The organism is Geomonas sp. RF6 (assembly GCF_021044625.1).
GTDB lineage: Bacteria > Desulfobacterota > Desulfuromonadia > Geobacterales > Geobacteraceae > RF6.
In genome coordinates this window covers 1,981,130-1,992,625 of the sequence record NZ_CP087999.1, presented here as the reverse complement: position 1 = coordinate 1,992,625, position 11,496 = coordinate 1,981,130, and the positions used below count along the sequence as shown (strand labels likewise).

Sequence of the window (11,496 nt, the reverse complement as noted above, 5' to 3'; positions counted from 1 at the left end):
CTCGTCCGCCGCTTGCGCTCTCCCTCGCATCACTTGCCATGATTGTGCTCGTCCTTTATTTCGCCCTTCTTCACCTCGGATTTGAGGATGAAGGCGCCCTTGGCGGCGTACTTTTCCCCAGCCTCCAGCCCCGAGACGATCTCCACCATGCCGCCGCCGCTCCGGCCGGTCTGGACCGGGCGCGCAGCGAAGCGGGAGTCCCCTTCGGCGATGAAGAGCACTTTCTTCCCGTCGAGGTCCTGCAGGGCGTCCTCGGGAACCGCGAGGACAGGAGGTGCGTCGGGAGCGAGCGCGAGCTCCACCGTGGCGAACATCTCCGGCTTCAGCTTCCGCCCGGGATTGGCAACCTCCACCCGCGCCTTCACCGTGTGGGTGGACTCGTCTACCTGGTCGGCGATGTAGGTGATGCGCCCCTTCAGCCTGAGATCGGGGAATGCCCCGACGGAGACGGTGGCGACCTGCCCCCGGCGCACCTTGGCGAGGTCCTTTTCATTGACGTCCACCACTACCCAGACGGAGGAAAGATCGGCGACGGTGAAGAGGCTCTTTGTGGGGTCGGCAAGTTCGCCCACGATCGCGTGCTTTTCGGTGATGATCCCGCTGATGGGAGAGGTGACCGGCAGGACCGGCTTTTTGCGCCCCCCCTTCTGGAGATCGGAGACGGAGACGCCGTACAGCGCAAGGCGCTCCCCGTCCGTGTGCAGCTCCGTCTGGGCGTACTTGTACTCCGTCTCCGCCTGCAGGATCTCCTTTCGTGCCGCTATCTTCTTCTCCACCAGCGCCTTGACCCGTTCCATGTTGGACTGGGCGAGCGCGAGCTTCGTCCTCGACTGATGGTAGCGATTGAGGGAGTCGGCGAGTTCGACGCTGTCCAGCGTCACGAGCGTCTGCCCGGCCCCGACGGCGTCCCCGAGCGATCCCCTGACGGAAACAACCTTTCCCGAGATGCGGGGGGAAACGTGGGCGATGCGGTCGGCATTGGCCTCCACCTTTCCGGTGGCGCTGATGACGCCGGCGATACGCTCCGCCTTCGCTCCCTGGACGGCGATGCCGTTTGCCTTCTGTGCCTCGAGCGTCATGGCGACCTCAACCTCTTCACCGTGTGCCTCATGTTCTTCTGCACCCTCTGCGTGCGCCTCCTCCTTGTGGGTCTCCACCTTGTGAGTCTCCTCCTCGTGCTGCGCGGTGCCATGCTTTCCCTCACCGCCGCCGTCGAGTTTCGCGAAGCGGTACCCGAGCCCGCAGCCGAGCGCTATAGATCCGGCGACGGCCAGGATTACCAATTTGCTCTTCATTTCTCACCTCCGGTAAGGTCCGACGCGCTCGCGGACATGAGTCTGACAAAGGCCGTCTGCCGCGCATGGAGCGCCGCAAGATACCCTTCACTCACCTCGAAAAATTTCCTCTGCTCCTCAATGATGCTGAGGATACCCACCTCGCCGAGCCGGTATGCCTCCTGGGTCAGCTTCACGTTTTCCTCCAGCTGCGGAATGATCTCGCCCTTGTAGAGGGAGAGTACGGAAGTGGCATTCTCGAAGGCAGCGTAGGCGGTGCCGACTTCCCGCTCCACATTTCTTGCTGCTGCCGTGAGGCGGGTTTCGCTGCTGTTTCGCCGCCCCCTCGCCTCCTGGAGCGCTGCCTGGTTTTTGTCGAAGACAGGAAGAGGGACCGAGAACCGGAGCGCTACCGTGTACGCGGTCTCCTTCCCCTCCACCCCGCCGATCTCCATCGTTGTGGTGTCGCGGCGCAGCGCGAGTCCTGCCGTGAGGTTCGGGATCCTCTCCGCCCGGGCGAGCGATATCTCCGCTTCCCCCCGCCGTCTTTCCGCGTCGAGGACCTTCAGATCCGGCCGCCTCTCACGCGCCAGGAGCTTCAGCTCGGCGAGGGGCTTCGGCATGTCCGCGATGCCATCCTCAAGCTTTCCGTATGGGGCGGCTTCACCAGCGCCGGGTGCGCCGGAAAGGGAGGCAAGACGCGCCTCCTTTTGCAGGAGGTCCCTTGCCGCCTCCAACCGTACCCCCTCACTGCGCCCCACCTCCACCTTGACGAGGTTCATCTCCAGCTCCGGGATGTCCCCCGCCTGGAGCCTCTCTTTCGCCACATCGAGGAGCTGGCGGCTCAGTGCGATGGAGCGGTCGCCGAGAGACACCCGCTCCCGCGCGGCAAGGACGTCGTAGTAAGCGAGGGCGACTTCCTCGCGCACCCCCCGCTCCCGTTCGGCGACCTGCCAGCGATACAGGTCCAGATCGCGCTCGGCAACGGCAAGGCGTTTCTCTTTTTTGCCCCACAGGAGAAACTCCTGGGAGATGCCGAGCTCCAGGTTGTTTTCTTCGCTGCCGCTGAGGGCACCGGTTCCGGCCTCCAGGTCGAGGGTGGGGTTCGGCAGGAGCCGGGCCTTTACCTTGCCCGCCTCGCGGATTTCCTTCTCCTGCCGGTATGCCTGCAGCTCGCCGTTGTTTTGCAGTGAATACTCGATTACTTGCGGCAGCGATCCCCCCTGCGCCTCTCCCTGCACCTGCAATGAGAAAACAGGTACGAGTATCGGCGCAAGGAAGAGGACGCGCCGTGTGAATGCGGTTCTTCCCAAAGGACTGGCCTCCTATTCAGTTATTAAGGACGGTTTTTGTGCGATTGCAGCTGCACGGGAGGGAGAAGGCGCATCAATCCCGGGAGGGATCAGGACGCACTCCTGCCGTGCGGGTTCAGGCGAGTAACTGCGGAGGTATGAACTTTGAGAGGTAGACTTCGGGGAGCGGCTTGAAAGGCTCAGCGGTTGCTACGTCGGTGACGACGGGAATGTAGCAGAGGTGAAAGAGCTGGACCGGCAGCGGAGCATGGCAGGCGCAATCGATGCAGCTATCGCAGCCGTCGCTTTCGGTGTGCTGGTCGAGGGGAATGGCGGGGGAGTCTTGAGACGCAGAGGGATCGGTCTGACTGGACGCAGAGATGGTGCACCCCTCGGCATGGGCGCGCTGATGCATGCCGTTAATCGCGACAAGCAGCAGGACCAGGAGGAGAAGCCTGCAGAAAAGTTTGACCGGGATTGATTTGAGCATCGCGGCGACACATTAAGGCAATCAAGGGGAAAATGCAAGAATCAATATAAGGCGGGGAGTCAGAGTTGTAACGAGGCGTTACGTTCCCCCCTTTGCGAAGGGGGGACAGGGGGGATTTGCTCTTCAGCAAATGTAGGCCGGGATAAGCCGAAGGCGTTCCCGGCGTTTCCCGCGGCATCTTGGAGCTGCCACCTTTCTGCCGGAAACGCTCCGCTTATTCCGGCCTACATGGACGGCCTTCCCGCGGTCCTTCCAGCGGCGCTCCCCGCGGGTCCGGTGGCACGCCCTGCCGCGCCTCCTCTTTCGGCTGCTCCTGCCCGGGGCGCGACCAGGGCCACCGGCCGCTTACCTCCACCTCCAGGGTGAAACTGAGGAACGTCCTTATGGCGACGATCGCGCCGAGAATGCCGACACTGGTAAAGGTGGGCTCGATGGCGACGGTGCGGATGATGTCCGCCGCCACGAGAAACTCGAGCCCCAAGAGGATGGCCCGGCTGAGCTGCCTGCGATAGGCGGCGTAGAGATCGACGGTCGCGTTCCTTCGGAGATACCCGGCTACTCCATGTGCAGTCGACAGGATCGCGCCGATGGCGATAACCAGAATGCCGGTAGCCTCCAGGGAGACTGCGGCAACCTTTATGAGTGCCGCGATGTCCATCCTCTCACCTTCTCCCCTACATCATCATCCCGCTGTTTCCTACCATTACCGTCGCCGTCCTTGTCTGCGAGGTATCAGATATGCCGGTAGCCCTGATGATGTACATGCCAGGCGTAGCGGGCGCGGTGTAAAGCCCGGTGGAGCTGATCGTTCCGCCGTTGGTGCTGACCACGCTCCAGCTGACGGCGAGGTTGGAGGTGAATTGCTGCGTCTGCCCCGGACGCAGTCTTGCTACTGACGGTGATATGGTCACGCTGCTGGTGGTCGCTGATCCCGGCTGGTGGATATTTCCGGTATTCATCGTGCCCCCCATCATGTTTCCCATGGGGCCGTTGTACACCTGGCTTCCGTTCACATACATCATGGTCACGTTGCCGTTCGCGTCGATGCTCATCTTCACATCATCGAACATCCTGTCCATCCCCTGCCCGATGGCAAAAGTGCCGTTCATCGGATCGGTATCCCCTGCCCCGTACGCATCGAGGAGAGGTCGCATCTTGTCACGCATGTGCATCCTCGACGTGCTCATATTGGCGAACATCGAGTTCATCCTTCCGGGATCGGGGTGGTTGTAAAAACCGTTCAGCGACGACATGTTGCTGAATCCGCCCATCTCTCCCACCATGAGAGTGGTGAGCGGATTGATGTTCGCTGTCCCGGACCCGCCGCTCATGGAATAGAGCGAACCCGCCCGAAGCATGAACGGCGGCGTCTTCCCGGTCGCGTTGAAGGAGAATCTGCCCGTCTGCGGATCGATCGTCGTGCTCATTTCGGGTGAATTCGCAGCGTCCTTCATGAAGGCGCTTCCGTTCATCGGTGCTCCCGTCGCTGCTACCCCCGACACGGTGACAGACGCGGCGGGCGTGCCGCCACTATCTCCGCCGCCGCCTCCGCAGCCGTGCAAGACGGATACGATGATGCATGCCACCACAAGGAGCGCTCCTTTTCCAGCTATCACATGTCCGCTCATCCCTTTTTACCTCCATTCCCGATATAAAGCCTTCTCCTGCCGCTACGCAGCACGTTCTCCCGGTTCTTCTCGAAAATTATACCGTGATGGTAATCCGATACCCCCCAATGTCAATTACATGACAGAGGCACCTGCGGACGGGGTGCTACACTTTACAGGAAGGACCCTCATTCAACAAGGGATGAGCTCAGAAGTCATCTGACGAATGGAAGAAAAAGATGAGGAGGTGCCGTATGAAGGTGCGCACTGGTACTTTGACGACGAGACAGAAGAGATTTCTTACTGCAGCGGCAGCGGGTCTGGTTGCGACCGCTCTTACCGCGGTATCGGACCGGCTCCTCAGCGGGCTGGTGAGCGAGAAGCAGAAGGCGCGTGACCGCGCGCTGAGAAAGGGGAGCGCGCACGAGATCGCCGGGCCGTATTTCGCCGAGAAGATTGCGCGCAAAGAGATCTCCGAAACGGGGAAGAAACGGGCAAGGACCGTCTTTAGCATCGCCTATTCCCTCATGTGGGGCGCCATCTATGCCTCTGTCAGGAGGAAATACCCTCGCCTTTCCCGCTACGGCGGAATCTCCTTCGCCATTCCCTTCTTCCTTGCCTGTGATGGGATGATCGCTCCACTCCTGGGGATTTCGCCGAACCTCAAGAAGGTTCCGTGGCAGCCGAGCGCAAAGGAGATGGCAAACCACGTGGCGTGGACGGCCGCGGCGGAGATGGTGCATCGCGTCGCAAAAAGATAGGCAAAGGAGGGTGCCATGTCGCGCAAAAGAGACTTTATGAACCGGGAGCTCCCACCGTGGCTCAACGCGATCCTGGTCTTTGGGACACTGGTGACGGTGGTGTACATGGAGATGAGGCGTCCGCTGCGCAAGGAGCGTCAGGACAAGGTCGTGAGGGACACCCGCAATCTCTTCATGTCCATTACCACCGCCGCCACGATCGCCCTCACTGAAAAGCCGGTCACCGCGCCCCTTTCCCGGGCGGTGGAACAGCACCGCTTCGGGCTTCTCAAGCTGCGCCCGCTGCCGCCCTGGGCGGAGATCATCCTCTCGGTGGCGCTCCTCGACTACACGCTGTACATGTGGCACTACCTGACCCACAAGGTCCCGTTCCTCTGGCGCTTTCACCTCGCGCACCATGTCGACCTCGACCTCGACGCCTCCACGGCTCTGAGATTCCACGCCGGAGAGATGCTCCTCTCGGTCCCCTGGCGGGGCGCGCAGGTGGCGCTCCTCGGGATCTCCCCCTTCAGCCTCGCGCTCTGGCAGACCATCACTCTCATGGAGATCATGTTCCACCACTCCAACGTGCGACTGCCGTACGGGGTGGAGCGCCGTTTGTGCCGCGCGATCGTGACGCCGCGCATGCACGGCATCCATCACTCCGCGATTCGGGAGGAGACCGATTCCAACTGGTCCACCATCTTCAGCTGGCCCGACTACCTCCACGGGACGGCGCGGTTGAACGTCCCGCAGGACAAGATCACCATCGGCGTCACCGCCTACCAGGACCCGCGGGAGCTGACGGTGGGGAAGGTCATGAAGCTCCCCTTCACCTCCGGCCGGCCGAGTTGGATCACCCCGGATGGACGCACGGCGCACAGGGAGGCGCTGCCCGCCCCGGTCACTTCGCTGGCGCCCGAAGAAGCCGCGTGAAAGCATCGGCTCCCGCCGCCGAAGAGGAATGGTGAGACTGCACTTTTAATGAGTTGACAGGCGCAGCCCGATTGTGGTTACGTGCTTGTAACAGTGCAGTCCATCGTTCTTTTTGTTGTGGTGGGGGTCGAATGCCGGCTGAAGAGTACAAGGCACGATTGAGCAAGATAGGCGAGTTCCTGATCGCCAACGGAGACATCAAGCCCGAGCAGCTGGCGGATGCCCTCGAGCAGCAGAAGGGGACCGGGAAGCGGCTCGGAAAGCTCCTGGTGGAACTCGGATACACCACCGAGGGGCAGATCGTCGCCGCCCTGCACCACACCCTCGGTATTGACTGCGTCGATCTAAAGAATTGCGTCGTGCACCGCGAGGCGCTTTTGCTCGTTCCGAAGGACCTGGCGGAAAAGAAGCACCTTGTTCCCCTCAGGGTCGAGGGCCGTCGCCTCCTGGTGGCGATGGTGGACCCGCTCGACTACATGACGATCCAGGAGATCTCCTTCCGGTCAGGGCTCACCGTCGCGCCTCTCGTCGCCGCGGAATCGGTCATCCACGACCTGATGGAGAAGTATTACGGCTCGTCGGCGCGGATTGTAGAGCTTCTCACCACCCTTCCGGCAGACGAGGTCGAGGCGATCAAGGAAGTGCGGCTCGATGCCGTACAGCAGGGGCGGGACGAGATCATCGACGCCGCGCCGATCGTCCGGGTTGTGAGCTTTATTATCAACGAGGCGGTGAGGCGCGGAGCCAGCGACGTGCACGTGGAGCCCCACGAGTTCGATGTGAACGTGCGACTGCGCATCGACGGCGAATTGAGCAGCCTCATGCGTTTCCCGAAGGCTGCCCAGGTAGCGGTGACCTCCCGAATCAAGATCCTCGCCAGCCTCGACATCGCAAACCGCAAGGTTCCTCAGGACGGCCGCTGCGCAGTAAAGATCCTCAACAGGCCGATCGACCTCAGGGTCTCCACCATGCCTACCGTCTTCGGGGAAAAGGTGGTGATGCGCCTTCTCGACCACGCGACCGGAAAGATCCCGCTGGCGAAGCTCGGCCTGGACGACGAGATGTTTCGCCCCTTCTTCCAGATGACGAAGTGGTCGCGCGGAATGATCCTCGTTGCGGGGCCGACCGGCAGCGGGAAGACCACCACGCTGCACGCGGTGCTCCAGCAGTTGCAGACCGACAAGAAGAATATCGTGACCATCGAGGACCCGGTCGAATTCCGGCTCGAAGGGGTAACGCAGATCGGGATACACGAGCGGGCGGGGCTGACCTTCTCCTCCACGCTGCGCTCGGTCCTGAGGCAGGACCCAGACATCATCATGGTCGGCGAGATACGGGACCACGATACAGCAGAGATTGCGGCGCGCGCGGCGCTTACCGGTCACATGGTCTTTTCCACCATCCACACCAACGACACGGTCGCGACGATCGCCCGGCTCTACGACATGGGGCTAAAGCCGTACCTCATCAATGCGGCACTCTCCGGCGTTATGGCGCAGCGGCTGGTAAAGCGGATCTGCCCCCACTGCCGGGTGAGGCTGCAACGGGAGGAGCTGGCAACGTACGGCATCCCTTTTCTCACGGTGGCGTACAAGGGGAGCGGGTGCCGCGAGTGCCAGATGACCGGCTACAAGGGGCGGGTGGGGATCTACGAGTTCCTGCCGATAACGAAGGAGATCAGGCACCTGATCTCGGCTGGGGCAGACGAAGACGAGCTATGGGTTGCCGCCCGCGCTGCCGGTACCGTCGCCCTCATCGATGCCGCCTGGAAAAAAGTGGAGCTCGGGGAGACCACGATCGAGGAGGTGGCCATCAACATGTTGGGCGGGACGATGTCCGCTTCGGAAGCGCCTCGTATGGCACAGGAGGAGCTTTCCCGCGACTCCGAAATCGTCACCCTTCCCGCGAAAGACGAATTCTTCGGCGCAGAGTTCGACGGAGCATTTCAAGATACTCAGAACCAGTTCGTCGGGAAGTAGCGGAGGGGTTGGATACACCGATAAATGGGCCGGCGCTTCCGGATACCGGAACTCGTTCCCAAGCTCCAGCTTGGGAACGCACTTGCCCGCGAGTCTCAGCCTCGCAAAGCAGTTCCACAGCAAAAAAAAGCCCTCGGCTACCTGAGCCGGGGGCTTTTCTTTGTTCGGTTCTTTCGGTACCCCGCTAAGTCCTACGCGAGGGAACCTTCAAAGACCATTTCAACGACGCCGCCGAGTGCTTCGCCGTCATAGAACGGCACGTTGACGACCGTGATGATCCCGTTCTCGACCGGCATGGTGAGGTAGTTGATCTTGATCTTCTTGTCTGCGAAATCCTGGTAGATCCCCTTCAGCTTCTCCATGGTTTCCGGCTTGTGGCAGCCTGCCATGTTCTTGCCGACCTCGAGGCCCGGGATGTTGAGCTCGTTGAACAGCGAGAAAGCCCGCTTGTTTGCAAAGGTCACATTGAAGCTGGGGTCAGATACGATGACTGCGGTGTTCAGGTTTTCCCATACCATTTCACTCATTACTTTTCTCCTCCCGCGGGCAAATGTGGTTACTGCAGTTGTTCAGTGGCCGCATCGGAGCCTTGCCCCACACGTACAACTACGCGCAGAACGAAAAAGGCGTCTTACAGCGGAACAATAAAAAGGTGTTCGTCTTGTATACGATGAGCGGGTCTTATGTCAATAGTAAATTGGGCTGGCTCCATCTGTGACTGGCAGGGGTGTTTGGGAGAGGGCGTTGTGACAGAAATCAAAAGGGCCCAACTCATCTCTGGGCCCCATCTGTTTCCGTGGAAAAGCGTTTTAAAGTACTGCACCTATCTCCTCATCGGCAGAGGACGATGGCTGAACAGCGCGGAGTGGACCCACTTGAGTCCGGAGTAGATGCCAAGGAGGATCCCGGTAAACTGGATGACCAGTATCGTCAGGAACATCGCCGACAGGTAGATGATCAAAGCTATGGAAGAAGCGACCAGCATCACCGGGAGAAGCAGTATGTTCAGGATTCTGAAAAGAGGTGATTCCGAGTTGAACACTTTGAGTCTCATGTTGAAGTTTTTCATGGCGTACCTCCGTCGCGAGCCCGCTGTTATACTTCGTTCTCCCCTTTCTGGGGCGCCGTCTTTCGCCGTGGTTCTATACTTTTAGCAGCATACGGCGTACCAATAATTGACCCGGCTCGCTGACCGTCAGACGCCCATTTTCCGCCCTTCACAGGAGGTACTTACGGTATGCCGGCAGACCCGTCCTGCCGTGCAGGAATACGTCCTGAATAACAGGATTGGTCTCACCAGACGGGACGGCAAAGAAGGGAAGTGGATAGGAAAAGTTGATTTTGGCAGGCATTTGTAGGCCGGGATAAGCCGCAGGCGTTCCCGGCAGCAGTTGGTGTACAGCTGCCGGAAACGCTCCGCCTATTCCGGCCTACATTTGGAGGCGCAACACCAGCTACCTTATGAGCTCTCCGCCGAGCGGCGAAAACCTCATCAGGAAAAAGCGCAGCGATCCGGCCGGGGGCTCGTACGCGATTTCCAGCCCGCTGATCCTGTCCCGCATAGCGTAGAGTTCGATGATCTTCTCGGCCGCGTAGTCCATGTGCGATTGGGTGTAAACCCGGCGCGGGATGGTGAGGCGCACCAGCTCCAGTTCGCAGAGGTTGTGCTGCGTCGTCTCCTTGTTTCGTCCCGCGGAGACGATGCCCCGCTCCATGCTCCTCACTCCGCTGTGGAGATAGATGGCGCTCGCCAGCGCCTGGGCCGGGAACTGCTCCTGGGGGAGATGGGGCAGGAACTTTCGTGCGTCGAGGAATACCGCGTGTCCGCCGACCGGCAGGACTATCGGCACCCCCGCCTCCTGCAGGAGCGCACCGAGGTAGTGGGTCTGTCCGATGCGGTAGGCGATCCAGTTGTCGTCGACCGACTCACGGATCCCCTCGGTGAGCGCCTCCATGCTGTACCCGGCCATCCCGCCGTAGGTCGGGAACCCCTCGAAATCGAGCAGCATCTCCCTCGCCTTCGCCCCCTTTTCCTTGTCGTTGAGCGCCAGGAACCCCCCTATGTTAACCAGATGATCCTTCTTTGAGCTCATGGTGCAGCCGTCCGTAAGGCTTCCCACCTCCCGCACGATCTCGGCTATGGTGCGGTCGCCGTACCCTTCCTCCCGCATCTTGATGAAGTGCGCGTTCTCCATGAGGCGGGTGGCATCGAGGAGCAGAGGGATGCCGTACCTGGAGGTCAACTCCCGCAGCGCCTTCAGGTTCGCCATGGAGAATGGCTGCCCCCCCGCCATATTGGCGCACGCCTCAAGGTGCAGGTACGCTATGTGCCGCGGGCCCTCTGTCTCCCCCCAGCGCGAGATGCAGTCGTCGATAAGGCTTTGCACCTTCGCGAGGTCCACATTTCCCTTGAAGGGGTGCCAGAGCGTCGCGTCGTGCGCCTCGTCGATGATCACGTCCCGAAAGGTCCCCCCCGCCCGCAGGATATGGACCTTCGTGGTGGTGAAATACATGTTCTTGGGCACATAGATCGGATCGCCGCCGTAACGCTCCAGGAGCGGCTTTATGTAGATGGTGGAGAGGATGTGCTCCGCGCCCCGCCCCTGGTGGGTGGGAATGACTTCGCGCCAGCCGTACACCTCCTGTATCGCCCTCTCCAGCGGATAGTAGCTGCGCGACCCGGCATAGTCTTCATTGCCTCGCAGCATGGCGCACCACTGCATGTCGCTCATGGCGGAGGTGCCGCTGTCGGTGAGAAGATCGATGTAGATGACCGTCTGCCGGTCCTCCTTCAGCAAGAACGTGTTGTACCCGGCCTCCTCTATCGCCTCTTGCCGCGTCTCGTATGACGGGCACCCCCCCCCGCGCATCTCGATACTTTTGATGCGATACGGCTCCACCGGGTGTACCGGGAGCCGGGCCAATACCTTATCCGTCGCCGTGCCACAACGAAGCGCCACTGTTTCTTCCAGTTCCAGCAGAGACTCCCCTGCACGAAGGGGGCTCTTGCACCCTGCGATGCGGGCAGACAGCAGTTCGAGTTTCCTTTCGGCGGAAAGATCTCCGTCCCCTCCCCTGAATCTGATGGCATCAAGATTTGCGCGGAGCTTCATATTTCGGTCCTCCGTAGGCATCCGTTGCACAGATGCATGGTGCCTCTGTATCTATATTGCATCGG

At 60.9% G+C, this 11,496-nt stretch carries 11 protein-coding genes; 3 read left to right on the top strand and 8 right to left on the bottom strand.

The annotated features are described in order from the left end of the window. Positions 1-29: 29 nt before the first annotated feature. The 5 genes from LPW11_RS08535 to LPW11_RS08515 form a co-directional block, all read right to left on the bottom strand. Positions 30-1,295 carry an efflux RND transporter periplasmic adaptor subunit gene (locus tag LPW11_RS08535; protein WP_230997703.1) on the bottom strand — a complete coding sequence of 422 codons (1,266 nt, stop codon included), beginning with the start codon at positions 1,293-1,295 and terminating at the stop codon, positions 30-32. After that, complete coding sequence (locus LPW11_RS08530; RefSeq protein ID WP_230997702.1) at positions 1,292-2,587, bottom strand: TolC family protein; 1,296 nt, start codon at positions 2,585-2,587, stop codon at positions 1,292-1,294. Before LPW11_RS08530 ends, LPW11_RS08535 begins: the two co-directional genes overlap by 4 nt. Positions 2,588-2,702: 115 nt before the next feature. After that, the gene (locus tag LPW11_RS08525) at positions 2,703-3,056 is read right to left on the bottom strand and encodes a hypothetical protein (RefSeq protein WP_230997701.1); all 354 of its coding nucleotides are present in this window, start codon (positions 3,054-3,056) and stop codon (positions 2,703-2,705) included. Positions 3,057-3,270: 214 nt separating this feature from the next. Then, positions 3,271-3,714 carry a DUF1622 domain-containing protein gene (locus tag LPW11_RS08520; protein WP_230997700.1) on the bottom strand — a complete coding sequence of 148 codons (444 nt, stop codon included), beginning with the start codon at positions 3,712-3,714 and terminating at the stop codon, positions 3,271-3,273. A gap of 16 nt (positions 3,715-3,730) precedes the next feature. After that, positions 3,731-4,684: an Ig-like domain-containing protein gene (locus tag LPW11_RS08515; RefSeq protein ID WP_230997699.1), complete on the bottom strand. Its 954-nt coding sequence runs from the start codon at positions 4,682-4,684 to the stop codon at positions 3,731-3,733. A 233-nt stretch (positions 4,685-4,917) separates the two neighbouring features. On the opposite strand from LPW11_RS08515, the gene LPW11_RS08510 reads away from it, so the two are divergent. From LPW11_RS08510 to LPW11_RS08500, 3 genes are all read left to right on the top strand, one after another. Continuing rightward, positions 4,918-5,424 carry a DUF1440 domain-containing protein gene (locus tag LPW11_RS08510; protein WP_230997698.1) on the top strand — a complete coding sequence of 169 codons (507 nt, stop codon included), beginning with the start codon at positions 4,918-4,920 and terminating at the stop codon, positions 5,422-5,424. A gap of 15 nt (positions 5,425-5,439) precedes the next feature. Next, on the top strand, positions 5,440-6,339 hold the full coding sequence (locus tag LPW11_RS08505) for a sterol desaturase family protein (RefSeq protein ID WP_230997697.1): 900 nt from the start codon (positions 5,440-5,442) through the stop codon (positions 6,337-6,339). A gap of 131 nt (positions 6,340-6,470) precedes the next feature. Further along, the gene (locus LPW11_RS08500) at positions 6,471-8,318 is read left to right on the top strand and encodes a GspE/PulE family protein (RefSeq protein WP_230997696.1); all 1,848 of its coding nucleotides are present in this window, start codon (positions 6,471-6,473) and stop codon (positions 8,316-8,318) included. A 191-nt stretch (positions 8,319-8,509) separates the two neighbouring features. Here LPW11_RS08500 and LPW11_RS08495 read toward each other — a convergent pair whose 3' ends face one another. From LPW11_RS08495 to LPW11_RS08485, 3 genes are all read right to left on the bottom strand, one after another. Beyond that, a complete protein-coding gene (locus tag LPW11_RS08495; RefSeq protein WP_230997695.1) occupies positions 8,510-8,845 on the bottom strand; it encodes a hypothetical protein in 336 nt (111 codons plus the stop codon). Between the two features lie 296 nt (positions 8,846-9,141). Then, entirely contained in the window at positions 9,142-9,387 is a 246-nt protein-coding gene (locus tag LPW11_RS08490) for a hypothetical protein (protein WP_230997694.1), read from the bottom strand. 385 nt (positions 9,388-9,772) lie between these two features. Next, positions 9,773-11,431, bottom strand: coding sequence for a tryptophanase (locus LPW11_RS08485; protein ID WP_230997693.1), 1,659 nt, complete (start codon positions 11,429-11,431; stop codon positions 9,773-9,775). Positions 11,432-11,496 lie beyond the last annotated feature (65 nt).

What these genes read in the sequence shown, in the direction of transcription:
- LPW11_RS08505 (WP_230997697.1), top strand. Translation starts at nt 5,440, where the DNA reads ATGTCGCGCAAAAGAGACTTTATGAACCGGGAGCTCCCACCGTGGCTC.
- LPW11_RS08510 (WP_230997698.1), top strand. Translation starts at nt 4,918, where the DNA reads ATGAAGGTGCGCACTGGTACTTTGACGACGAGACAGAAGAGATTTCTT.
- LPW11_RS08525 (WP_230997701.1), bottom strand. Translation starts at nt 3,056, where the DNA reads ATGCTCAAATCAATCCCGGTCAAACTTTTCTGCAGGCTTCTCCTCCTG.
- LPW11_RS08535 (WP_230997703.1), bottom strand. Translation starts at nt 1,295, where the DNA reads ATGAAGAGCAAATTGGTAATCCTGGCCGTCGCCGGATCTATAGCGCTC.
- LPW11_RS08495 (WP_230997695.1), bottom strand. Translation starts at nt 8,845, where the DNA reads ATGAGTGAAATGGTATGGGAAAACCTGAACACCGCAGTCATCGTATCT.
- LPW11_RS08520 (WP_230997700.1), bottom strand. Translation starts at nt 3,714, where the DNA reads ATGGACATCGCGGCACTCATAAAGGTTGCCGCAGTCTCCCTGGAGGCT.
- LPW11_RS08490 (WP_230997694.1), bottom strand. Translation starts at nt 9,387, where the DNA reads ATGAAAAACTTCAACATGAGACTCAAAGTGTTCAACTCGGAATCACCT.
- LPW11_RS08500 (WP_230997696.1), top strand. Translation starts at nt 6,471, where the DNA reads ATGCCGGCTGAAGAGTACAAGGCACGATTGAGCAAGATAGGCGAGTTC.
- LPW11_RS08485 (WP_230997693.1), bottom strand. Translation starts at nt 11,431, where the DNA reads ATGAAGCTCCGCGCAAATCTTGATGCCATCAGATTCAGGGGAGGGGAC.
- LPW11_RS08515 (WP_230997699.1), bottom strand. Translation starts at nt 4,684, where the DNA reads ATGAGCGGACATGTGATAGCTGGAAAAGGAGCGCTCCTTGTGGTGGCA.